General features: G+C 38.1%; 21 protein-coding genes, 3 pseudogenes and 2 riboswitches. Of the genes and pseudogenes, 1 reads left to right on the forward strand and 23 read right to left on the reverse strand.

Features of this window, described 5'->3' with window-relative positions:
- Positions 1–200 precede the first annotated feature (200 nt).
- The 9 genes and pseudogenes from phnC to CD001_RS22825 form a co-directional block, all read right to left on the reverse strand.
- A complete protein-coding gene (gene phnC, locus CD001_RS22785; RefSeq protein ID WP_096189897.1) occupies positions 201–935 on the reverse strand; it encodes a phosphonate ABC transporter ATP-binding protein in 735 nt (244 codons plus the stop codon).
- Between the two features lie 35 nt (positions 936–970).
- Entirely contained in the window at positions 971–1732 is a 762-nt protein-coding gene (phnE, locus tag CD001_RS22790; protein WP_096189898.1) for a phosphonate ABC transporter, permease protein PhnE, read from the reverse strand.
- 879 nt (positions 1733–2611) lie between these two features.
- On the reverse strand, positions 2612–3526 hold the full coding sequence (gene phnD / locus CD001_RS22795) for a phosphate/phosphite/phosphonate ABC transporter substrate-binding protein (RefSeq protein ID WP_096189899.1): 915 nt from the start codon (positions 3524–3526) through the stop codon (positions 2612–2614).
- Between the two features lie 396 nt (positions 3527–3922).
- Positions 3923–4495, reverse strand: a pseudogene (locus tag CD001_RS22800) (peptide-methionine (S)-S-oxide reductase); the annotation flags it as partial.
- Between the two features lie 105 nt (positions 4496–4600).
- Positions 4601–4906 (reverse strand): annotated as a pseudogene (locus CD001_RS22805) (redoxin domain-containing protein); the annotation flags it as partial.
- Between the two features lie 15 nt (positions 4907–4921).
- On the reverse strand, positions 4922–5119 hold the full coding sequence (locus CD001_RS22810) for a hypothetical protein (protein WP_096189902.1): 198 nt from the start codon (positions 5117–5119) through the stop codon (positions 4922–4924).
- A gap of 83 nt (positions 5120–5202) precedes the next feature.
- Positions 5203–6675 carry an adenosylcobinamide amidohydrolase gene (locus CD001_RS22815; RefSeq protein ID WP_096189903.1) on the reverse strand — a complete coding sequence of 491 codons (1473 nt, stop codon included), beginning with the start codon at positions 6673–6675 and terminating at the stop codon, positions 5203–5205.
- On the reverse strand, positions 6662–7741 hold the full coding sequence (locus CD001_RS22820) for a FecCD family ABC transporter permease (protein ID WP_096189904.1): 1080 nt from the start codon (positions 7739–7741) through the stop codon (positions 6662–6664). The genes CD001_RS22815 and CD001_RS22820 overlap by 14 nt, the downstream gene beginning before the upstream one ends.
- Positions 7707–8720 (reverse strand): ABC transporter substrate-binding protein, encoded by a 1014-nt coding sequence (locus tag CD001_RS22825; protein ID WP_096189905.1) that lies wholly within the window; start codon positions 8718–8720, stop codon positions 7707–7709. The genes CD001_RS22820 and CD001_RS22825 overlap by 35 nt, the downstream gene beginning before the upstream one ends.
- 170 nt (positions 8721–8890) lie before the next feature.
- A riboswitch (cobalamin riboswitch) is annotated at positions 8891–9103 on the reverse strand.
- A gap of 445 nt (positions 9104–9548) precedes the next feature.
- Here CD001_RS22825 and CD001_RS22830 point away from each other — a divergent pair.
- The gene (locus tag CD001_RS22830) at positions 9549–10280 is read left to right on the forward strand and encodes an endonuclease/exonuclease/phosphatase family protein (protein ID WP_096189906.1); all 732 of its coding nucleotides are present in this window, start codon (positions 9549–9551) and stop codon (positions 10278–10280) included.
- A gap of 31 nt (positions 10281–10311) precedes the next feature.
- Here the strand turns inward: CD001_RS22830 and CD001_RS22835 are convergent, their stop codons facing one another.
- The 14 genes and pseudogenes from CD001_RS22835 to ltrA all read right to left on the reverse strand — a co-directional run bounded on the left by CD001_RS22835 (position 10312) and on the right by ltrA (position 24880).
- Positions 10312–10914 (reverse strand): hypothetical protein, encoded by a 603-nt coding sequence (locus tag CD001_RS22835; RefSeq protein WP_179298867.1) that lies wholly within the window; start codon positions 10912–10914, stop codon positions 10312–10314.
- A gap of 267 nt (positions 10915–11181) precedes the next feature.
- Positions 11182–11733 (reverse strand): dihydrofolate reductase family protein, encoded by a 552-nt coding sequence (locus CD001_RS22840; RefSeq protein WP_096189907.1) that lies wholly within the window; start codon positions 11731–11733, stop codon positions 11182–11184.
- A complete protein-coding gene (locus CD001_RS22845) occupies positions 11734–12306 on the reverse strand; it encodes a dihydrofolate reductase family protein (protein ID WP_096189908.1) in 573 nt (190 codons plus the stop codon).
- Between the two features lie 25 nt (positions 12307–12331).
- Positions 12332–12748 (reverse strand): VOC family protein, encoded by a 417-nt coding sequence (locus CD001_RS22850; RefSeq protein WP_096189909.1) that lies wholly within the window; start codon positions 12746–12748, stop codon positions 12332–12334.
- A gap of 239 nt (positions 12749–12987) precedes the next feature.
- Positions 12988–13245 (reverse strand): hypothetical protein, encoded by a 258-nt coding sequence (locus CD001_RS26135; protein ID WP_142303633.1) that lies wholly within the window; start codon positions 13243–13245, stop codon positions 12988–12990.
- A 510-nt stretch (positions 13246–13755) separates the two neighbouring features.
- Complete coding sequence (locus CD001_RS22860; RefSeq protein WP_096189911.1) at positions 13756–14754, reverse strand: sugar kinase; 999 nt, start codon at positions 14752–14754, stop codon at positions 13756–13758.
- 4 nt (positions 14755–14758) lie between these two features.
- Complete coding sequence (locus CD001_RS22865; RefSeq protein ID WP_096189912.1) at positions 14759–15394, reverse strand: bifunctional 4-hydroxy-2-oxoglutarate aldolase/2-dehydro-3-deoxy-phosphogluconate aldolase; 636 nt, start codon at positions 15392–15394, stop codon at positions 14759–14761.
- Positions 15395–15520: 126 nt separating this feature from the next.
- Positions 15521–15947, reverse strand: a pseudogene (locus CD001_RS22870) (glycoside hydrolase family 88 protein); the annotation flags it as partial.
- A gap of 308 nt (positions 15948–16255) precedes the next feature.
- Positions 16256–16477 carry a cysteine-rich CWC family protein gene (locus CD001_RS22875; protein ID WP_096189913.1) on the reverse strand — a complete coding sequence of 74 codons (222 nt, stop codon included), beginning with the start codon at positions 16475–16477 and terminating at the stop codon, positions 16256–16258.
- An 86-nt stretch (positions 16478–16563) separates the two neighbouring features.
- Positions 16564–17169, reverse strand: coding sequence for a dihydrofolate reductase family protein (locus CD001_RS22880; RefSeq protein ID WP_096189914.1), 606 nt, complete (start codon positions 17167–17169; stop codon positions 16564–16566).
- Positions 17170–17737: 568 nt separating this feature from the next.
- A complete protein-coding gene (locus CD001_RS22885) occupies positions 17738–19426 on the reverse strand; it encodes a methyl-accepting chemotaxis protein (RefSeq protein ID WP_096189915.1) in 1689 nt (562 codons plus the stop codon).
- A 248-nt stretch (positions 19427–19674) separates the two neighbouring features.
- The gene (locus tag CD001_RS22890; RefSeq protein WP_096189916.1) at positions 19675–21375 is read right to left on the reverse strand and encodes a methyl-accepting chemotaxis protein; all 1701 of its coding nucleotides are present in this window, start codon (positions 21373–21375) and stop codon (positions 19675–19677) included.
- On the reverse strand, positions 21359–23005 hold the full coding sequence (locus CD001_RS22895) for a pyridoxal phosphate-dependent decarboxylase family protein (protein WP_407081153.1): 1647 nt from the start codon (positions 23003–23005) through the stop codon (positions 21359–21361). Before CD001_RS22895 ends, CD001_RS22890 begins: the two co-directional genes overlap by 17 nt.
- Positions 23006–23227: 222 nt before the next feature.
- Positions 23228–23314, reverse strand: a riboswitch (cyclic di-GMP riboswitch).
- A gap of 294 nt (positions 23315–23608) precedes the next feature.
- Positions 23609–24880 carry a group II intron reverse transcriptase/maturase gene (gene ltrA / locus CD001_RS22900; protein WP_096186455.1) on the reverse strand — a complete coding sequence of 424 codons (1272 nt, stop codon included), beginning with the start codon at positions 24878–24880 and terminating at the stop codon, positions 23609–23611.
- Positions 24881–25285 lie beyond the last annotated feature (405 nt).

Here is a 25285-nt window from a genome sequence, read left to right on the forward strand (position 1 = left end):
AAATTGCTTTCCAACTAAAATGATTTTGGACAGGCCATTGATATTTTTAACGAAGTGAAAGAAGAATGGAAGTCGCAATTATTCCCTGGGGTGAAAACGAGTCTAATTTTAAATCAACGGCAAGTGAATAAAAAAGCTCCTGAGACATTTTCAACAGCCATAAGGCATAGTAGCACTACTTTTTGTATCTTCATCGTTAGTTAAGCGTATATACGACGATAGACATCATTATCGAAATGAGAAGGGTTGCCATCAAAAATGATCTGTCCATTTTTTAAGCCAATCATTCTCGTTGCGAATTCCTTTGCAAGCTCTACGTCATGAACATTGGCAATCGTTAGGAGTCCTTTGTCGATATGAATCATTTGCAGCAATCGAAAAATCTCTTTTGCTGTACTTGGATCTAGACTTGCAACAGGCTCATCCGCTAAAAATACCATTGGCTCTTGCATAAGGGCACGAGCGATTCCTACCCGTTGTTTTTGACCGCCACTCAAATGCTCCACTTTTCTGTCCGCGAATTTAGCTAAATGAACTTCTTTTATGTAGTGATCCGCTTTTTCTTTTTCTTCAGCAGAAAATAATCCAAGCAAGTTTTCGTAAGCTTTCTTTTTACCAAAGTAGCCAGTTAGTACGTTATGACGTACAGTTAAGCGTGGAATTAGATGAAAATGCTGAAAGATCATTCCGATGTTAGAGCGAAGTCTTCTTTGATCCTTTTGGTTTAATTGATGAATCTTCATCTCGTCTACATATACTTCACCAGATGAGAGTGGCTGAAGTCCGTTTAGCGTCCTAAGTAACGTAGATTTTCCTGCCCCACTCCTCCCGACAATACAAATAAACTCCCCTTTTTCAAACGTAACATTGACATTTTTTAACGCGTAATCCGCTGTTTTTGTATATTTTACTGAAACACGATCTAAAGTTATCATTTCACTCCACCTCCGATTAAATTCAAATCGAAAAACTATATCACACGCTTTCTAACGAATGAGCCGAACATATCTACGAAGATAACGAATACAATAATGACGATAATTGACATCGCCATTCCGTCATAATAAAAGCTCTGGTATTGGTTAAAAATTTGTTGTCCAATCCCTCCGCCTCCGACAAAGCCAAGGATTAAAGACGTCCGGATCGCGACTTCAAAACGGTAGAAATAGTGCGATAACACATTTGGCCAAATTTGCGGGACGATTGAAAATGTGTTTGCGATCCTTGGTGTCGCTCCAACAGACTTCATCGCTTCTTGCGGCCCTTTATCCGAGGCTTCGATTAATTCTGAAATAAGCTTGCCAAGTACGCCGACATTATGTAGTAATATAGCAAGTACTGCTGCAAATGGGCCTAATCCGATTGCAACAACAAAAACCAAGCCAAAAACGATTTCAGGAATCGATCGTAAGCCTGATAACGAAAACCGATTCAAATAATAGATATAATTGTTCATACTCGTATTAGAGGCTGCTGCAAAGCTAAGTGGAATGGCTACAAGTAATGCAATAAATGTCCCTAAAAAAGCAATCCCGAATGTTACGAGCGTTTCCTGTAATAATAATGGGAGAATCGACCAGTCTGGCGGGAAAAATCGAGACTCGATGAATGAAAATACATATGATAAGGATGGAAATATCCACCATTGAAACTCGGTTATTTCCATACTAAATAGCGTAATAAACAGTATGATGAATGCATAAATAATATATCTTTTTCTAAACCAGACCATCTTATCGCCCCCTTTCCGATAACAAATCTCTGCAAGCAGGAAAGCACATTCCTTCAATTTTGACAAAAAAGTTTGCTCGTCCCTTTCACTTCTAAAAATCGTAACTTAAAACAAAACTTGACTTATCGTTAAAGTGATTCTTAGCAAACGAATGGTTCTTGCCTAAAACCTTTTACACTTTCGTCCTGTGGAATCTTAGTTTCTGCTATACGATCATCCATGGTTTTATATATTCTCATCGTATTAAGAAAAGCGCAAGGCGCCCGCCTATCGGCGAAAAGCGCTGCCTCTTCCTCTTCTAGCATCGCTCTGTAGTTATATCCGTCGAGGCAAATCGAAGCTTATTCGTGATGTAAATGCTCTTTGGGGCTACCGACAGGAAGAAGTCCGAACTTAGACTTCTAGTGGCAGGGCGAAGCGACCTCGAGCGAAGGAAATAGCTGTCTCTTCCTCTACTAGCAACACTCCGAAGCATATCCATCGAGACAACTCGTAGCCTACTCGTGTAGCAAACGCTCGTGCCTGAAGTCTAAACAGCAATCGAGATTGATATTTTATACTTTCTTATCTTAATAAGAAAAGCGCAAGCATCTTTGGTTATCGACGAAGAAAACTGGAATGAGCCGAGTGAGATAAAGGAGTGTCGAAGGCTTGTCTTTGTCTCTGCCTCTACTAAAATTGCTTTGGAGTGTATCCCGTCGAGACAACTCGAAGTCTTGCGTGATGTGAACGCTCGTCGCTCACGATTTAACGTAGACGAGGTGAGGGAAGTTTCTCAAGTCAATGGGCACTGAAGCTAGACAGCAATCGAGAGATTGATATTTTATACTTTCTTAACATTTAAAAAAGGAATGAGAAAAACTTCTCATTCCCGACTTGCTAATCAAGTGACTCAGGATCAAGCATGTCAAATTCCCTCGCTGCTTCCAATACATCTTCATATTGTGCATCATCAACCTCTATGAAAGCAGATGCTCCGCCAAAAATAGCTAATATCTCCGGATCGTCAATATCAATAAACGATTGTTGGACAAGTTGAATGAGTTCTTCATCCATATCGTGCGGAACAACCCATGGATATTGATAAAGTTTTTCTGACTGCCAAATGACTTTCATTAAATCGTCATCAACCGCTCCTTCATCTACAAGCGCATCATAGATTGCACTGTCTACCGCTCCGATATGTACAGTTTGATTTTCGACTAGTTGTGCTGTTATATCATGTGATCCTGTGTAACGTACTGACGAAAAATCATGTTGATTCTCATCCTCAAAAACCCCTCTATTGACAAGCTCTATCCCAGGAATAAGGGAACCAGATGTTGAGGAGATACTGCCAAATGCAAAATCAAGTTCATTAGAGCCGGGATTTTCTAAAGCTTCTTCTAACGTATCCCAAGGCTGATCAACACGAGAAATCATATATGAATAATAATAAGGTTCACCATCGATTAATTGTGTCAAAATCGCTTGTGCACCACTATGTTCATGGGCAATTAAATATGTAAGCGGTCCAAGGAATGCAAGATCAATATGACTGTAATTAATTGCTTCCACTACTGCATTATAGCTCGGGTAATGATCAACCGACACATTACGATCTAATTTATTTGCTAACTCTTCTTCTAAACGATCCAAGCCATTTTGCATTTCCCCAATTGACTGAGCAGGAATAACCGCCACTTCAAACACGTCTTCACTCGTTTGTTCGGAAGTTTCACTTTCTGAAGCACAACTTGTGAAAAGAAAGATACTCGTTACAAAAATAAAAATTTGCTTTGGTACTTTTTTCAATACTGATACACCTCATCTTACAGTAGGGAGTTAAACAGGAAATATGACACACTCTTCCTATTCAATTCGCACCACCTCAACTGCCATTTTATTAAAATAACGTTAGCACGATCAAATTGTCTTGTAAAGAAACTAAGCTTCGAGTTAGAGATCATAAAGCGAGGGTTAAGTGGCTCAAGACAATATTCGAGGCATCAGGACGAGAAGAGAACAGGTATTGGCATAATTATTAACGAAAGGTAAACAGCTTGTCAAAGCATAAGCAAAACTCGGCTTATCGTTATAGAGGTTCTCAGCAAGCGAATGATGCTCGCTTAAATTCTGATCATACAAAAATGACTGACTTAAAGTTCACCGACAGCTATCCTTTAAGTCAGTATCTTCGAATAAATGACTTTACCATTTTATTTGTTTAATCAAATCAATCATTTCTCGTTTCTTTTCTTCTCCTAGATTGGAACTTTCTATCTCCGCTTTTATATCGGTAATCGTTCCGAACCCTTGAACAAATCCACTTAACCTTACTGCAAGCGTAGAGATATTCAGCTCTTGGTGAGAAGGATAAAACGAAGAAAGCATTGTAAACGCATGTTTCCATCGTTTTAAATTATATTTTTGATGATAATCTTCAGCTGTATAAAACGTTGAGCAAGGAGTCTTTTCTGTTTCGAGTTTTCGGTTAAAACCGGATTCTATTTGATGTTTCTGCTCATAGGCTAACGCTTGTTGCTCATCGTTATGATAAAGAAGGAGTGACATATATTGACGTCCACCGTAACCGTGTAAGACACCGGAATGATTTCCCAAAACACGTCTAACAGTTATTCATAAGAATGATGCTTGGGATAAAATCAATTTGCACGGTTTCAATGTGATTCCCATATGACGGTAGTCTGGGTTTACTGTAGTTCCGCCTCCAAATCCGACTCGTGTTCTTATGACACCTTTCAGAAGACCGAACCGGGCATCAGGACCCCAAAATCAGCCCATTCCGAATGTTGCTGTATCGATATGAAGTTCCCTAGTTTGATCAGCATATTCGTTCATGGTAGACCTCCTTCTTACTCCTATTTCTTATAACTCAGATAATACTTCTAGCACTTCATCGACGTTTTCACCGACAAGGTAATCAACTTCAGTGACTTGACTTTCTGTTTCCGCATTCACAGCCGTATATCCTCTGTAAATCAATTGTTCTTCTACATCAACAAACTCAAAATGCTCCCCGAATTGGACTTCCCAATCTGAAAGTAATTCGAACTGTAATTGCTCATTCTCTGCAAGTAAACTGTGACTTTCAGGATCACTTGGACTGATACCATACACGGTATAGCCGATCTCATTAATTTGTTCAATATATTCATTCAGCTCAACTAGCTGACTAAGGCAGACTTGTCAGTCAACACCAGTAAAATATAAGAACAGAACTTTATCATTTTCTGCAAAAGGATTTAGTTCAATTCCATCTGTTGTTAACAGTGAAAAATCATAATCCTCTTGATTGTACTCATTACTTTGATCAGTGCTTGTACACCCGGTCATAATCAGAATTGCGAAAACCGAAGCGAACAATCCCACGATAATTTTTTTCACCTGATATTCCCCTTCCTTTCTATCCATTACTGTTAGATTATCATTTATACGAATAAAATATAAATAAAAAAGATGATTAATAATCACTTAATCCTTTTTAGGTACTTTTTCACCGCTTCTACTGTCGCTTCATAAACAATTGCACCAATTTCTTCCCCTACTTCCGATCCAGAACCAGCACTACAAGTTCTTTCTCCTTTCTGGGTAAGAGCAAGCAACAGGCAATCCGTAGAAGTCCCTGTTGCAATCGAATTTGTGTGAGGATCTTTAATTTGAAGGTCTTGCAACGCTTTCGCTTTCGCTTCTGTAGCTGTCATATATCCATGAATAAGTGCACCATCTGTAAAATGAGCATCGATGAAGACCATCGTGTTAATTGTTCCGATATGACTGATAGATCTATGAATACCTTCTTTAGAAATATCTCGGGCATTACCAATTCCTGCGGTTACGACGACAAACATATTCATATTATTGACTGTCTTTTCTACGAACACGACATCGTCCATTTCCACAGCTGTCATCATCGTGGATGCCTGCTCTGGCGGAATTCCTTCATCAGCCATCCATTTCTCAAGATCACTTTCAGATGCTGGATTATGATCAACGTTTTCCACATGAAAATTAATGAAATGTTTTAACCACTGAATCCCTTCACCTAAGAAACTATTTGAAATCGTTCGTAATGGTTCATCAAATTGCAAGTAAATGTATTTCTCATTTTTTTCGATACAAACATTTTCGAGTAAAGTCTGATGACGATTTCCATCCCGTGTCATATAATTCGGAGTCATCATTATTTGCGGTTTCGGAACGAGCGGATGAGAATGGGCGTTTACAGAAACACGATACACCTTTTCAAGTTGATCCACTTTCCTTAATGTATCGACATTACCGACGTCTAAAAATGTCCCTTCATGTAAAAGAGCAATACGGTCTGCATAAAGGGAAGCTACATTCAAATCATGTAAGATTGCAAAAATCGTTAATCCTTTTTGGTGCTGCCATTCTTTTAATAGATCTAAAATATCAAATGTATGTTTGATATCTAAATGGTTCGTTGGTTCATCGAGTAAAAGAATTTCTGGTTCCTGAGCTAAAGCTTTCGCTAATAAAACGCGTTGTTTTTCTCCGCCGCTAATCATTTGAAATTGGCTGTTGCGAAACTTCTTTACGCCTGTGGCGTCCATGACTCGGTCTATGATGTCTCTATCTGTTCTTGAGAGCCTTTTCAGAATGCCTGTTTGGTGAGGGTATCGTCCGAGACTCACTATTTCTTCAACTGTATAATCAAAGGAAATATGAACTTCTTGCGTGAGTACCGCCACTTTCTTTGCTTTTTCTATTTTTGGCATTGAGAAAAGAGATTGGCCAGAAATGAAAATGCCGCCACTTTTTACAGGTAGACGTCCAGTTATTAAATTAAAAAGTGTTGTTTTCCCGCTTCCATTAGGACCGAGAAGAGAAAAAAACTCACCTTTGTTAATCTCAAAACTAAGGTCATCAATAATCGGTCGATTCCCGTATCCGCCTGTTAAATGATCAACTTTCAACATGTCCTTTTCTCCTTCCAATTCTTTCTCTAACTAAGAGTAAAGCAAATACTGGCGCTCCTATTAACGCTGTAATGACACCAATCGGCAGCTCCTTTGGGGCGATGATCGTTCTTGCGATTAAATCAGCACACACTAGGAAAGCTCCCCCTACAAGCATTGAAAGAGGCAAGACATAACGGTGATTCGGACCTGTAATGAGACGGACTAAATGAGGGATAACGAGTCCAACAAATCCGATCGTCCCTGATACCGCTACTGCTGCACCGGTTAGCAATGACGCACCAATTAAAATGAGAATTTTCCCTCTATTCACATTTACACCTATATGATCGGCTGCATCTTCCCCTAATGCTAAAGCATTCAACTCACGATAATGAAAAATAAGCATAAACGTCCCAATAATCATAAATGGTAAAATCAGTTGCACATGACTCCAGCCTCTCATGCTGACACTGCCGTAAAGCCAATAAATAATTTGCGTCATCGAGTCTTGATCACTTAATGCAATAATTAGTGAAATGATTGCGCCCACAAATGCACTGACGATAATACCAGCTAATATAATCGTTTCGATCGCTAAATTTCTGCTGCTTAGCCTAACTAAACCAAAGACGACAATCAAAGTCAAAAAACCACTTAGTATCGCAACAATTGGTAACGTGAAGCTTCCTAACCATACGATTGTTACTTGGAAAAACAAGACGATTACAGCTCCAAGTGCAGCTCCGGATGAAACTCCAATTGTATACGGGTCTGCTAAAGGATTACGTAACAACCCTTGAAATGCAGCACCAGCTAACGCTAATGAAGCTCCTACGAAGAGTGCAAGTAAGACTCTTGGGAGCCGAATGTTCCAAATGATCATTTCTTCATTTTTTGGAATATCTTCTTTCCAGGTTATCCCTAAGCTGTTGTCCAAAATAATACTTATGATGCTCGATATCGGGATTGTCACACTGCTTATGAATAAACCTAGGAGGGCTGTACATAGTACAAACCCTCCGCAAATCACATATAGCCAAAATGTTTTATTACTCAAAAACTTCCGGGTAGATAAGTTCTGCAAGTGTTTCCACTCCTTCAATGAGACGAGGACCTGGTCTAGTCACTGTATCGTTATCAACATCGAAAACTTGTTCATTTTTAACAGCAGGTACCTCTTCCCAGCCATCTCTTGACATTACCTCATTCAGTGGATCTTCAACATAATAGCCATATGTTGTAATGATGACATCTGGGTTCAATTGAACGATTTCTTCTTCTGTAATATTCACCCATCCTTCATGATCCTCGGCTGCATTCGTTGCTTGGATCGACTCCAGCATTTCATGTAAAAATGTTTTTTGTCCCGTTGTAAAGATGTCAGGAGATGGTGCGACCTCTACCCATACTGTTTTTTCCTCTGTTACTTCCTCAGCTTTTTCAATAATCATGTTGTGGCGCTCTTTCATGTCTACAATAAGCTCTTCCGCTTCAACAACTGCTCCTGTTCCTTCGGCGATTAATTCAATTGATTCGTATACGTCAGCAAACGATGAGTCATCACCAATAACAATGACGTGAATGCCAGCATCGGTAAATTGCTCTAGTACTTCCTCGTGATTATTCCAGTGATAGTCAGTTACGAGAAGTACGTCAGGTAGTATTGTTAAAATCTGTTCTGCATCGATTTCTTGTGCTCCGATCGTATCAATGTCCATCACTTCTTCAGGGAAATTACAAAATTCTGATACACCAACGACTTTATCTCCTAGACCTAAAGCAAATGTAATTTCAGTATTACTCGGCTGCAACGAAGCAATTGTTTCTGGTTCTTCTTCAATTGTCAGCTCATTACCAGCATCATCTGTTAATGTAACAGGGAAGTGTCCATCTTCAGCTCCGCCTTCTCCATCACTGCTTTCTTCAGATGATGTTTCTTCATTACCGTTTTCATCTTGAGGCTCTGTTCCTTCTTCTTCTGAACCACAGCCAGCCATTACAACTATCAATAAAATAAAGAGCAGGCTTAAAGGTCCCCATTTTTTCAAAAATTCTTTCCCCATTTTTATATCCCCCTATATTTTCTTCACAACAAAAAAACGCTATTCCACAGGAAAAGCGCAAAGTGTCAAAGTGCATCGTTATGTAAAGATTTCTAAATGCACGTTAAACATCCTTTTCCTCGAAGGTGTTTTAAAATAGAAAGTCCCCATTCAGTTCATTGGAACATTTCTATATTAAACAAAAAAAGGCAGGTCTCCTGACTCACGCTTCATCAGTAAGCTGCTCCTTCCCATACAAAGGATTGCACAGTGGAATATGTTGCAGCCTTCCTAAAACGTTCACAGTGGCGGGACCGTGTTGGATTTTCACCAACTTCCCTTTTCATCTGACACATCCATTCTAGCTTATGGCCTTGTCAGAAACCTTTTTTGTATCCTATTCGTTTTTTTGTCCTAAAAATTATTATATGAGAGTTTCCCACCTTTGTAAACAAAACTTCTTTTATCGACCTTGCGAAATAGCGAATTGTTTCATCCTATAGTGAATCTCGCCAAGTCTCACAATAAGTAATCCGCCCGTAAAACGAGCGGTTTTAATTTCGCTCTATAAGGGCACTTTACCGACATAGGGGCTGTCACACCTTTTTTAGCACTAATGTTGCACGAATCGCTTATGGTAGACGCTATCCCTAGGCAATGTTGTTATCAAAAGATGGAGATACTACGAGACTGTTCCTCCCTCTACTAATATGGATCTGTCGTTTATGGTCGAAACAAATCGATGTATTTTAGAAGGAGAATATTCTTTCCTACGGCCAAGTGTACTCAAATAAATAAAGTGTTTTATGTACATAACAATAATAAACTGTTAGCCGGGAGAGGATCGATATGGAAATAAACGTAATGACCTTTAATATTCATCACGGAAAAGGGTTAGATCGAAAAGTCGACTTAGAAAGAATTGGGGAAGTAATCGAGAAAAGTGACGCTGACGTTATCGGTTTAAATGAGGTTGATAGACATTTTTCTAAACGAAGTCATTACGAAGATCAAATTAAATGGCTTGCATCGCAATTAAACATGGAACACGATTACAGTCCATCCCTTACGTTAAAATCCCGAAAAGCAAATCAAGTAAGGCAATACGGAAATGCTCTTCTTTCACGATTACCAATCCTATCGAGTAACAGCTACCCACTTCACTTTATGAAAGGATTTATTGAAGGAAGGTCATTATTAGAAGCAACGATTCAAAGCGAAAACAAACCGTTTCAAGTGTACATCACACATTTATGCTTAAACCCTTTTCTCCATAAAAAACAATCACATTTTATTATAAACCAAATTCAACGTTCTCCATTTCCGGTCGTCGTGATGGGAGATTGGAATATGAGACCGAATTCATCTGGATGGAAAAAAATGACCGAACACCTTCAAGATCCATGGGTTTTATCTGGAAGAGGGAACGGAAGCACATTTCCCTCATCTCATCCGCAAATGCGCCTAGACTATATTTTTTGCAGTAACAGATTCAAAGTAACGAATGCAGAGGTTGTCTCAATTCTTCCTTATGCCTCAGACCATTTGCCAGTAAAAGTGACGTTAGCATTTCCTAAATAATGACTTGTTTAGACTTAGTCCGCTTTTGATTCTATCTACACGAAGTCCGCGATAAAAGCTGTGTATCACGATTCATGTATCTTATTTTCACCGTATTAGCAGCGTTCGTTCGTTCAATATATTGTGAAAGCGGTCCTTCATATATTCGCTCAAATTCATGTCCCGCTATAACATCTCTCGGAGTTACATGAGAGAGTGGTTTATTAAAGTGAATGACTTCACTTGTTTGTAAGATCGTTGCAACAAATTGGGAACAGAAAAAGGCATTGTTTCGGGTTATTTGCTTATCGATAAGAATCGCAAATAAGCCTAAAAGGTTATAACGATAACACTCTTTCTGTTTTTCAATATGCTTTATAAAATCTTTCATGACGACTAGCTGCTCTTTCGTTACATTGCATCTGTATATCGCACCATTCGCATGTTTAAAAATACTCCCTCGAATATCTTCTTTGACAAATCCTCCGATAAATGGATTTCGGGCTGTTTTTCGTCCAAAGCTATATACCTCATCCAAATCTGAATCAAAAGATATTGATGCATGATTGTAAGGTTCTTTCGTAAAAAGCTTAATCGTTCGTGTAAACATTGTTCCTGTATCGGTTAACAAAATGTATATGTTTTGAGTATCCATCTTATTTCTCCTATAAAGAAAATGTAAAATCTTTCTTTATGATAAAGAGAAACGAGATCCGAATGAAGATGCCTTAGCTGTATTTCGATATAAGACTTAAGGTTTATATTATAAAAAATGGTAACTTCAGGTTTCATTTTAGTAATTCATCGTTTAGTCGCAACTTCTCCACATTTTGTCGTAGTAACTCTCCGTTTCGTCACAATATCCAACTCCGCAATAGAAACGCCGCGTCCTCGTGCCGGACGGGGCAAAACATTTTATTCATCAAGTTTGGTAGCATAGCAATACATTGCCAGAAGCGAACCTCTTCGTTTTTACGAGGGTTAAGTGCAGCTTCTCTTCTACATCTATAAAGTATGATGTGCCGCTCCCTAAAACAATGGGGTTGATCATGATTTGAAATTCATCAATTAACTTCATTTTCGTTAAATATGAAACGAGGTGCGTACTGCCTAAAATAACAATGTCTTTCGTAGATTGTTTCTTAAGCTGTAAGATTTCTTCTGTTACATTCTCACTAACAATTCTCGTATTTTGCCATTTAGCTTTTTTAAGACTAGTAGAAAAAGCAATTTTCGTTAATTGATTCATTTTTTCAGCAATAATTGGGTCATTTAAAACAGCTTCACGTGTTGGCCAATAATTTTCCATCAGTTGATACGTGTTTTTTCCGAACAAAAGAACATCTGCAGAATCAAGTAAACGAGCTGCATACGTATTATATTCTTCATCGACGTTATGCCAATCTATTTCTTTATTCTTTCCTTCTATATAGCCATCTAGAGACACCATCATTTGTGAGATTACTTTAGCCATTTAATGGTCAACTCCCTTTGTTTGATAACGAAGAAATACGACTCCTGACGTAAATTGACGGACATCGGCAAACGAAAGATAAAATTGAGGTCCAGGTGTTGGAAATAACCGTTTCCCTCCGCCTAAAACTATTGGATGGATATAAAGTTGAAATTCATCAATTAATTCCCGCTGCATGAACGACGATGCAAGTCCAGCTCCACCAAGTAAGAGGCTACCCTCATTTTCATTTTTCAGTTTTGTTATTTCCTCAATTATCGGTTCTTTCATAAGCCGGCTATTCCACTGTACATTCGTTAACGTCTTTGAAAAGACGACTTTCGGTATATTTCTCCATACATTCGCATAATGAATATCATACTTTGTTACTGTGGTTTTTTTATCTGCCTTTGGCCAATAGCCAGCCATATTCTCATACGTTCTCCGTCCGTATAAATGCATCCCTACCTTGCTCTCCTGATCATTGATGAAACGAAATAATTCATCATCAGGAGTTCCCCAGTCAATCTCACCATTTTCTCCTTCGATAAAGCCATCGACAGATACCATTTGTGAATAAATTACTTTTCCCATTGAGTTTCTCCCCTAGCACTTCATTTTAAAACGTGTCCTTCCTTTTAAACGATTCATCTTTTTCAAATAAATCAAATTGATTTCCGTATAAGTCTTGAAAGCCAACTCCTTTTCCTCCTGGGACAGATTTAGGCTCGCCGTGAAATACAACTCCGCGTGTTTTCATATTTTTATAATCGGCTTCAATGTCATCAGACTCGAACATGACGATAATATGCTCCCCTGCCTGCTTCCCAATTAACGCTTCATGTTCAGGGGTATCTGCTTTTACTAATTCAAGTACGGTCTCATTATGTTTTTGAGGAGAAACAGTCAAATAAATCCATCCAGGTGCAAACTCTTCCTCATCAACGATTACAAATCCTAAACTTTCGGTGTAAAATTTCTTTGCTTTTTCGATGTCACGAACAAAAATCGTTATTTGAATCGCTTTTCGTATCATATAGTGCCTAACTCCTTTCAACATTACTTTCTGCTGCATTTATTCTATCAACAAATCTGTTGTATTTATTCTATCAACAAATAAGATGATTTATTTCTTATCAATTGCTATATTTTCTAATCAAAAGAAAAACAGCCTTTATTGGCTGCTAAATTGCGATTATTCACATGAAAATTGTCTGTTTATCAGAAAAGAATAGTAACAATAAATGAAATCAATGTAAGCCTCTCCTCAGGATGTTATATTTTTAGCAATTTTTTTAGAAGCATTTCGGATAAATAAAAAGCAATTCCCGCAATCATATAGCCAACACCCATTTTAATATCAAAATCGAAGTCATTTGTACCTACAACAGAAAATAATAATACTACAAGTATACCTCCAAATAACCCTGCTATCGCATAGTATGGAATTTTCCATTTAGGATTTATTTTATCAATAATTATTGAAACTGGAACTGCAAGCAACAAATAAACTGGGAGGGCATAAATATACACAAAACCAAGACCCCCAAAACTGATAACGATGCTGCTCCTTATAACGATCGATTTAATGATTTCGAGCAATATAAGTATTATATAAAATGTTAGAGGTGATAGAACTGCTGATAGAAGTTTAACTATTAGTATAATTATTAGATTAATCATTATCTATATCCTCACCTTTTTGCTCATCGTAACGTCATTATCATTCAGCCGAAAATCTTTAAACTAAGAGTTACTTAAGAACGATTCAGTAACGCTAGAATGAGAATTATTGTCATTTGATTTATCTGCAAAATGAAACTAACCCGCACATATATGAGCGCAGGCTAGTGTATGGTGCTAAAGAAGTTTTTGTTATTTTGGTTGTCGTGTGGCGGTTATATTTTAGTTTGTGTGATACCACAAATGATATTGCAGAACTTAAAGTTTCATTATTTCATATGCAGAAATCTCACTAAATAAGCATTTCTTGCGTTTAAGTATTTTTTAATTTCGTGCATATGGTCTTTAAGGAAATTCGATTTATCTCGTTACGTGTTGCTTACCAGCTTCAATCCTTTCTAATTCACTTAACGTTGGATTCCCTTCCCAATCTCCTTTAAACTGAGTAGCTAACGCACCCATGATGTTCGCTCGTTTTAAAGCATCTGGTAACCGTTCTATTAAGCGATTACTTTTTAACGGCTGTTCATCATCAAGAAACACCGATAAAAAACCAGCAGCAAAGGCATCTCCAGCACCAACAGTATCGATAGTTGTCTCAACTCTGTACGGCTCTGCTTTTACCATCGTGTCATCAAACTTTGCCATTGACCCGTTCGTTCCTAATTTTAATAAAACAACTTTGACTCCCATTTCCTGAAACTGTTCACAAAACTGCTCTGGTGATTTCTCACCAATTAAAAACTCTGCTTCCTCAATACCAGGCATAAAAATATCACAATAAGGAATGTATGAAAGCAATGTTTCCCGTGCTTCTGATTCGCCCCATAGTTTTTTTCGTAAATTTGGATCATATGAAACGGTTAAACCTTGTTCTTTCGCCTGGATCATTGCTTTTTGAACCATCATCGTTGTATTCTCACCTAAAGCCGGGGTAATTCCTGTTATATGTAAATGTCGGGCACCTTTAAACCAATCCAGCTTCATATCTTCGTCCGAAAGCTTACTTGCAGCAGAATGCTTTCGATAATAGTAAACATTCGGATCTCCATATCCTTTTGATTCTTTGAAAAATACTGCAGTAGGTGATGTCTGATCTTTGATTACGTATGAAACATCAACACCCTCGCCTGCTAATGTAGATAAAATCATGTCTCCGAACGGATCATCCCCTAAACGACTAATCCAGCGGACTTTTTTACCTAACCGTGTTAATGCCATAGCAACATTCGATTCCGCTCCACCGACTGACTTTGCAAAAAGGGGAGCATACGTAATCGCCCCTTCAGTTAATGCTGGCTGAAATAAAACCATACTTTCACCGATCGTTACGACATCTACTTTAGGTAAGTGATTCATCCTCTCATTCCCCCTTTACTTTTTCTGTAAACTGTCTTGCAAGATTCGTGATTTCATCAAATTTCTTTTCATGAATAAGCTGCTTATGAACGAGATTCCCGCCTAAGCCAACAGCAATGGCACCAGCAGATAAAAAATCCTTCATATTGTCTAAATTGACCCCACCTGTCACCATCATTGGAATATGATTTAAAGGACCTCGAATGTCTTTAAAATACTGAATCCCTAAAGTTCCAGCAGGAAATAACTTTACTGCTGTTGCTCCAGCTTGATAAGCACGAACGACTTCAGTCGGAGTCATCGACCCCGGCCAAACATCGACCCCTTTTGATATTCCATAATCTATGACTCTCTCATCAAGATTAGGCGAAACTAAATATTCAGCACCCGCTGAAACAGCATCTTTTGCCATATTAAGATCAAGAACGGTCCCAGCTCCTATACAAGCACGCTCACCAAATTTTTCTTTCCAATTTGAAATCATCTTCAATGCTCCGTCTGTATTAAGCGTCACTTCTAATAATGAAATTCCTCCGTTTAATAATGCTTGAGCTGTAGGTTCTCCAGATTCATATGAAATCCCTCTAATAATTGCTACAAGCTTTTCTCTTTGCAATCTTTCAACGTTTGTTTCCTTCACTTTATCCCACCTGCTTTTTTTGTTTTTTGAGTTATGAATATTTATCGTCAGTTTGCAATTTGAGTTAACCTTACTTCTTTCGTTTCTTTCTTTTTAATGAACAGTCGTCCTAAAATCGATGCTGTCATATGTAACCGTAAATGGACCAGCCATATATAATCCGTCTAGCCACATTTGGTAAGGGGACTTATCTTTATGCCAAAAACCACCTTCCTTCGTTCGATTTAATTTTTAAAAGGTTCCGCAGCTTAGTAGCGGCTGTCTTATATTTTTCTAAGCCAGTTCTTTTATATAATGGAAATAAGAGCAACTCTGGTTGAATCGCGTCCAATTCACTTCGTCTAAATAAAAAGTTACCTTCCTCATCAACGAGCTTATCAACATATTCTTTAAAATAAAAGTAATATTCTTCTTCTTTCGTCACTTGCCATACGTCATGCATTCCGCAAAGAAAAACTCCTTGATGATAATGCTTTACAGGTTCATAATGACTCATTAAATTTCTGCATGCTTCCTCTGCCCATTGTAAAGCTGTTTTTTCTTTACTGAACATTTTATCTCCCATTTTTCCCCTTTTTAAGGTTTACGATTCACTGTACTTTGGATAAGACTTTTAACACGATAGCTTGCCAGAAGCGGATGTTTTTTTAGCAGCTTTAATCATTTATTACGTCCGATCAGACGTGAAGGCGATAAGTTAATCGGGAACAGAAACAGTAAAGAATACACGACGCGAGATCATACAGAAGTGATGATGCGCTTACTTATGTGTGGAGTCAGTGTGAAAAAAGAGAAAAAGAATTAAAGAATCTATTTTATTTTGCTAGGAAATCGGCACTTGGACAGAATGTGGTTAATGGATTAACAGTCAGAGTGACGATTATTTTTATCTGATGGTTTTATGCTTTCCTTATATGAGTCAAGACACGACTTACAAATACACATCTTCCGTTGATACTCTGACGGTACTAGTTTGAATATGTCTCGCGGAAAAGACTCGTCGTTACACCAGCAGGATGAGTCTTTGGTACACCCATTGTTATTTTGACAAATTGGACATTTCACATTGTTCACTTGCCCCATACGATCACACCTAAAATATCATTTTTCTTTATTTTATCATAGAAAAGCAGCTGCTAATAACGTAACAGCTGCTTTAAACTATGTTCTCATTTTAAGACTCGATATTTTACATGAGTCACACCTTGAGAATCAACGACATCCAACTTTTCTAACCTAACGCTTTCATCACCGATATGATCAAATAAACGTACTCCCTTTCCAAGTAATACAGGAGCTACATGAAGATGAATTTCATCAAGCAATCCGTGTTTTATACATTGCTGCGTGACTGTTGCACCTGCTACACCAACATGTTTCTCACCAGACGTTTCTTTAGCTCGTTCAACAGCACGATGTATTCCATTCGTTTCAAAGTGAAACGGAGTTGATCCAACCGGAACTTCATTTGGTACGTTATGAGTAAGAACGTGGACCGGCACCCCGCTTGGGTGGCTTCCACCCCATCCACCAACAATATCATACGTTCTTCTTCCTACTAAAATCGCTCCCGTTTTTTCAATGGATTCATCGAAAACTACTCGACTACTGCTTGACAGTTTAAAGAAGTCATTATATTTGCTAACCATCTCACCACTGAACAGCCAGTTGTGTAAAATGGATCCGTTATCACCAAGCGGCTGTTCTGAATGATCATTTTCCCCAGCAACAAAACCATCAAGCGACATTGACATATCTAACACTACATTACCCAAAGTTGATTCCCCCAATTATCTAGGTTTCACATTCTATTATAATGGAATCACCTTTTTACATTTCTTTTAGATTGCTAAATCATTGAAAAAGAGTTCCTATTTAGCTGATCCAGTGTCTCTTCAGGCTCTTGTTCTGTTTTCGTTGACCTAGTGTCCGCGGCGTAAACTCTCGCTCTGTTTTGGAGGACATGAGGTCCGTTATCCATACCAATTTGAGCTATTTTCATGATTATGCGGACATCGGTTCCTTTAATTTTTTAAAATACAGCTCAAAACGGATGATTTTGCCTAAATAACGTACTCACTGTCCTCTTACGCTGCAAGAATAGTCGTTTTTGTCGATATAACGGATCTGATGTCCGCGTAAATCCTAGCACTGTTATGTTTCCATTGACCCTATGTACGCTCAAGTCCCTGCTATATTCCTGTTGACCCTATGCACGCGTAAACCCTAGCACTGTTCTGTTTTCGTTGTTCCTCTGCCCGCTCAAGCCCCCCCTCGCTCAATCGATCAAAAAAATTAGCCAGTGCACAAGTTGTGCTCTGGCGACTATAACAAACCTTGTTATTAATATTTAAATGTTGAAATGTGCTGTGTCAGTTGTTCAGCCATTTTAGACAGTTCATCAGCCATATTACTCATTTCCTGCATCGATGCATTTTGTTGCTCAACTGTCGCAGATAACTCTTCTGTCCCTGCTGATGATTGTTCAGTCACACTTGCAATATCCTCAACATATTGTAAAGCTTGCTTACTTCTTTCATTAATTTGCTTTGTTGAAGATGAGATAACTGTTATTTTGTCTGAAAGCTCTTTAACATTTTTGGCAATGTCATTAAACGATTGTCCACTTCCAGTTATAACAGTTTCACCTTGCTTTACTTCTTTTTCAACATCTTTCATATCCATTGTTGCCCGTTTTGATTCATCTTGAACAGATTGAATAATCTCTTTTATTTCTTGAGTTGAATTCGTAGCTTCCTCAGCTAGTTTTCTTACTTCGTCGGCAACCACAGCAAAGCCTTTACCTTGCTCGCCAGCTCTCGCTGCTTCTATCGCAGCATTTAAAGCTAATAAGTTCGTTTGCGAAGAGATGTCTTCAATCACTTGGATGATTTCATTTATATTCTCGGATTTTATATTTAATCCTTCGATTGTACTAGCAGTGAAAGCAACTTTTTCTCTAATCACCTTCATTTGATTAATCGAATTTTTAACACTTTCTTCCCCCTTGTTCGATGAATACTCTGTATCTTTAGTCGCTTCTTCCATGACTTCTAAGTCACTATGAATCTGGGTCATATCTTCTGATACATGTTGGACGAGTTTTAGTGTATCAGCAGCTTTTGTTGCTTGCTCGTTTGCACCGGAAGCTATTTCCTCAGATGTAGCAGAAACTTGCTCGATTCCTTCTAAAAATTCTTTCGATGAAGCAGACAACTCCTCACTAGATGCTGAAACTTTATCAGAAATGTCCGAAGTTTGCATTATCAGTTTTTTAATACTATCACTCATCATGTTTATGTCATGCGTCAACTGACCAACTTCATCTTTTGATTTAACTTCGAGATGCTCAGCTGTTAAATCACCATTCGCAATCCTCGTACTAAATGTTTGAATGTCTTTAATTGGTCTCGTAATGCGTCTTCCAATAGAAAAAGCAATGATGATCCCGACAATAAGAGAGGCGGTTGGTACAATATAGGAAGTCAACTGTGCCTGATAAAGATAGTCATCCTGTTGTTCTTGTGCTGTAAGAGCATCTTCCTCAGCAATGTCAATAATCCTTTGGACACTACTTTCTATCTGTGCCTCTGCTTCCTCAATAATTGTACCGTCGATTTCAATTGCTCTCTCAATATCTCCGGACTTCACTGCGGGTACGAGTAAATCAAAAAACGATTCATCAATCGATGATAGTTCATGTTTTAGTACGTTAATTAATTCTTTCTGTTCTTCCGACTCCATAAACATCGTTAATTCATCAAGCACTCGTCCTTGTTCATTCACGATTCCTTCATATTCATCAATAAACTGTTCGTCACTTGAAATGATGTAATCGAGTAAATAGATATTTTTTTCAAGCGTTGTATTACGTAATTCTGAAGCAAGAATATGTTCTCTTGATGAATTTTCTACTCGTTCAGAGGACTGCTGAATATTTGTTTGTAAGAAACCAATGACGACCATACCAGAATAAAATAATAAAATGACTACCAAAAAACCTAAAAATAGTTTCGTCCCTATTTTTTTCATAAGTACCTCCTCATGTCATATTACCAATTTGTAGTTAGTACTATATTACCATCCACTTAGGCACATGAAAGCGACTTTGAAAAAAAAATTAATGTTCTTAGTGGTCATGTACAATATGACTATATAAGCACGGGACGAAAATCATTTCCTTTATAAGTGGCATCATATACGAGACTTTTGTCGGTCTCTTTGTTCTTTATTGTACTTGACAATTACAAAACGAACTCATGAAGGTTGCCTTTACATCACTACATTTTGAAATTTTTCGTTGCTTCTTGAAGACTTTTACTCATTTTCGAAAGATTCCCTGAAGCGATGACAACTTCATCAATAATGGCATTTTGTTCTTCAGATGCAGCTGAAACGGTTTGGGCATTGCCGTTTACTTTACTTAATGACGAAGAGATTTCATCCATTGCTACAACAATTGATTCAGTTCCTTTATTTATATCTTCTACATTGTTTTTCACAGTGCCAATTTGTAATGTAACGTCATTTACAGAAGATCGAATATCATGAAAAGATGTTCCTGCCTCATTCACCGTATTCAAACCGCTCTGGACCGCAAGATATCCTTTTGTCATCGTTTCGACAGCATGGACAGATTGCTTTTGCATATCTTCAATTTTTTCAGTAATCTTATTTGCAGCATTTCCTGACTGTTCGGCTAACTTTCGCACTTCATCTGCAACAATTGCAAAGCCTTTTCCATGCTCTCCTGCACGTGCTGCTTCAATCGATGCATTAAGTGCAAGCAAGTTTGTTTGATCGGAAATGGCTGTTATTAACGTCACAATTTCTTCAATTTGCTTTGAGTTCTCATTTAAATGGACGACGACATCTTTTGCTTCACTTACCATTTTATCAATGACGTCCATCTGTTCAATTGCACTTCCTACGACTTCCGAACCTTTTTCAGCTGTCTGTAACGTTTCTTGTGAACGGTTCGTCACGTCAATCGTACTTGCTGTTATATCATTAAAGCTTTCAGAAATAGAATTGACAGCGACATTCACTTCTTGAATTTGAGATGTTTGTTGTTCCGAACCAGCTGCGACTTCCCCAATTGAAGTCGTAATCATATTCATCGCCTGGCTTGTTTCTTCAGTACTTGATAACAACTGCTGAGAGGTTGCAGCAACACTCTCGGATTCACTTTTCACTTGATTAAACATGTTCGTTAAATCATCAACCATACGATCTAAACTGTTTGATAGCTCCCAAATCTCATCCTTAGATTTTACTTCAGGTGCTTTCATCGTGAAATCACCTGTCGATAACGTTTTTACATATTGGACAAGTTGACGGATCGGACTCGAAATTCGTTTACTAATCACCGTTGCAATCACCACCCCGGCAACGAGTACGAGCAATGTAATACCGACCGAAATGTAAATAATTTGTGTTAATAAACTATTAATAAATGAAGCATCCATATCAATGCCAATAATGGCATTTTGCCCTTGAATCGGTGTAAAAATCGACTTATGTACACCATATTCATCTTCATATATATCACTTAACGCAGTAGTACCATGAATAGCCTCAATCATTTCCTCTGTAAATGGGTATTCTTCACCACGCAATTCATTTTCTCCACCTACTGCAACGATTCTCTCCTCTTCACCATCTTGGACTAAAACATAGGCTAATTCGATGCTTTGTTCTTCACTAAAATCAGTTAAAACGTTGTATAACTGTTCATAACTAGCATGATCTCCTTGAATCGCCAATTCTACTATATTCGGCTCAATCTGATTGGATAATCCGCCTATCTGCGTGTTTAAATTTTCTTCGAACTGTTGAATGACATGCTGTTCAACCAAATTTTTAGAAAATACATACAGTGTTGAACTAAAAATAATTGAAATAGCTACAAATGAAAGAATAAAGCTTAACAATATTTTTTTATAGATCGATTTCGTTTTTTTCTTAGTATTGAACTGCAAGGTCTTTCCCTCCAACAATCTTTTTTATATGTCTTTCAATAAAGTCGACCATTTCCTCTACATCTTCTAATTGTGTATACGGAGATATTGAGAAAAATTTTCCTGCATATATAGGTACATGTTCATGATGATCTGCAGCTTTAACTAAACAGACTTTTTTCGTATCACCGAGAAATACTTGTTCACGGTCTTTCCCGAGAGACTCGAACAATTGATCATTTAACTGGTTTACCTTTAGAATTTCATCAATCGTCGATTCTCCATGACTCTCTTTTTCCCACATAACATCACTTGGATAAATCCTAAATAACGTAATTGGACCTGGATTCTCTTGATTAACGATTGCCGCTTGTGGGATCTTCTTTTCGATTAATTGGCGAAAATAAAGATTCAGCTCAACATATTTTGCTAGCAATTTTTGATAACCTTCAGTACCAAACGCTAACAACGTCGCATACATCGAAATTGAGCTTGCCATCCTCGAGCATTCTAATGTATACCCAGTATGGTAGCTACCATACCCCCGGTTTCCAACATAAGGCGTGTCAAATTCTTTTAAATCAAGAAGTGATAAATCTTTTCCTTCCTTTGCTAAGAACAAGCTTGATACATAAGGAGTTTGTCCTAGCTTATGAAAATCAAAGCAAACACTGTCAGCCATATGTAAATGTTGCATGCGTGCTTTAATTGTTAACAATTCGTTGAGCATTTCTCCACTAAAAGATAGTGGATTGTTGTCATAATCATATTCATTAAAGAAGCTGTAAAATCCACCCATTGCGGAGTCTGCATGAATAAATACACGATTTAGTTCATATTGATTTGTCACTTCATCAGCTGTTTCTTTTATCGCTTTCACGTGATCAATCGCAAAAGAATCAGTTGTCCCAGTCGTCGCAGCTATGTAGAGAGGCACTCCACCTTTATTAATAACCTCAATCATTTTTCGCTTTAAATCTTCTTCATCCATAGTATGGTCTTTTTTCGTATTTACACTGATTAACTGATTGCTGCCGATCCCTGTTGCTTCAACCGATTTTAGTAAACTGTAGTGGGCTCCTGGAGATGCAAAACAGTAAAGGTTTTGCGGAAGTCCTTTCTCTTTTGCATTTGGAAATTGTTTTGCAATAGCTAGACGGAGACTTGTAAAAACAGCACCTTGGCCACCCCATGTTGTATATCCTAAGCTCTTTTTAGGATTATAACCTACAAGATTTGCCATCATTGAAGCTACTTTCACTTCAGCTTCCGCTCCTATCGGCGAATAGACATCCCATAAACTGTTGGAATTCACTAACGTTGTTGTTAACATGCCTAACAGACCTGGAATACTCGCCATTGGGATCGCATTCGTTGCGTACTTTCTCGTCTGATATGGATGTCCTTTTACCATCTCAAGTAAATCATCGACTACTTCAGATAACGGCTCTCCTGAACTTGGTATTTCACTTTGTTCAACCATTTCTTTATAAAAGTGACTCCCTTGTTCTTTCATTGCCCCTAATGACGTTTTATTAGGATCTTTATATGAATCCATCGTGGACACTAATTTCTCAATTAATTTTAACAGCTGCTCTTGTTGCTGTAGATTACCATCTTCACTCGGGAAAAGAGATTTAACCTTGTGCAGTTCCATATATTCCACCCCTTGAAAAAATAAAAGATTGTTGAAAAATAATGTTTATAGTAGGTTGATTGAAAATTAGACGTCAGAGACGTAATACTGGGCTCTAGTTACGAAAACAACTGATGGATTGATCATTAATCAAGATTATTTGTCTCAATTAATGGAAAAAACCCTTTTGACACAAAGACCAAAAGGGTTTAACGTTAGGTAAAAATACCTAATCCTTTGTGCAACTCAGCTGTTATAGCAAATCCATACTTTAGACCTGTATATTTGCGTCCTTATCTTTCAATAAGTTTCTCAAAATAATATTTATTATTTTTTACACACACATAATATTAGTATAATAGCATACTTTTCTATATTAAAATATTTTTAGAAGAAAGTGAATATTCACTAAAATTTGTTTTACTATAGGATATAAGGTGCAGGATATAAGGTGTGATAATAGTTTATGGAGTTAGGGTATGTAGGTAAAAGGATACAATCCATTGAACTTGTTTTCTATTTAAATAAAAACCGAGTAGGCGTCGCCATTACTGACCACGCCTCTCACAGAGCACACACGTGCGGATCTTCGCATGTGGCTCTTCCCATATATCCCTTTTAGAGATAACGTTCATCATAAACAGATGATAAACTAACGAGTCCAAGTTCTGAAAAGAACTTATTGTCTAGTGCCGCATGAACCATTGGACTTTTGGAACTTCGCCAAGCAAACATACGGATTCCTCTAAGGTTTTCTTCCCTCCATCCCTTTCTTCTCAGAAGGCGGTGGAGGTTCTTTATATGTCTCCAGCTTCTTAGTTGTACCATTCGTAACCGTCTTCTTATCCAGCTATCCCATACTTTGAATTTGTTCTTCACATTTCCATAACGAAAATAATTTGCCCAACCTCGAATGTATGGATTTAATTTGTCTTGGATAAGTAGTTGAATATCAACTGTTTGGTTTCGACGAGTCATTTCTTTCACTCGTTCCTTGAATGTCGCCTCTTTCTTAGGGTCTATTCTTCGAATATCTCCGATGAATTCATAGCCTAAGAATGTAAATGGCTCTTTGTTGGCGTTGACAACTTTAGTCTTTTCTTGATTCACAGTTAGACTTAGCTCTTCCTCAAGAAATCTTGAGACACTTCGCATAACTCTTTCTGCGCCTTTTGAACTTTTACAAAGAATGATAAAATCATCCGCAAAACGGACGATTCGGTGACCTCGCTCAGTCATCAGTTGATCAAGCTGATGTAAGTAGATGTTCGAAAGTAATGGACTTAGCACGCCACCCTGCGGAGCTCCCTCAGGGGTATCTTCGTATCGATCTCCTACCATGACACCTGCTCTGAGAAAACGGTGAATGAGTTTGATTATAGACCCATCTGTCACTCGTTTCCTTATTTGATGTTCCAGTTTATCATGTGGGATCGTGTCAAAGTAGGATTGTAAGTCGGCATCGATGACATAATGGTATCCTGCATTCAAGTGTTCAGTGACTTTGTCTAAAGCCATATGAGCACTTATTCCGGGCCGAAAACCATAGCTACACGGAAGGAATTCTTCTTCGAAGATCGGTTCCAATACATTTCGAAGAGAAGCTTGTACGATGCGATCTTCCACCGTTGGTATCCCTAGTGGACGTTGTTTCTTGCCATTATCTTTGTCGATCATCTTTCGTCGAACAGGTTTGGGTCGATATTGTTTATCTTTTAGCTTCTGTTGGAGCACTTCTAGATTGTCCTCCAGCTTTGCTTCATAGCCTTCAATTGTTACCTTATCAACCCCTGGTGCACCTTTATTCTTCTTCACTTGATAGAAGGCACTTACTAGATTCGCTTTCTTGTACACTTTGTCATACAAACTGTACCATACACGTCTTTTCATCTGTTATTCCCCTTACGCCATTGCTTTCGCTTCTTCCTTTGTTTCTGCTTCCCCATATAAATGTGATTCTACAAGGTTGATAGCTCACGGCAATAACTTGTGCATCTCATTTGGCGGTAGACGGTGTACCCTTCTGTTCCACCCTGGCATCAGCCCCCTTGGCTCTTGTCCAGCTTCTGTCTACTTCCGCAGTCATAAGTAAGCCTACTCACATTGTTCTTCTATGGGTCACGCCCTTCGCACGAATCCCTACCTTTTGAGTATAGGTTCGCAACTGTATCTATGTACAGTTTCACTCATGTGCTGTCCTCGCTACTGTCGCCAGTAGGTCATTGGCATGTGCTTCTTCACTACTATGGCGATCTCTGACTTCTCCCTTTAAAGCTCATCCTGTGTCCTTGGCTT

Source organism: Evansella halocellulosilytica (assembly GCF_002335745.1).
Classification (GTDB): domain Bacteria; phylum Bacillota; class Bacilli; order Bacillales; family Salisediminibacteriaceae; genus Bacillus_CA; species Bacillus_CA halocellulosilytica.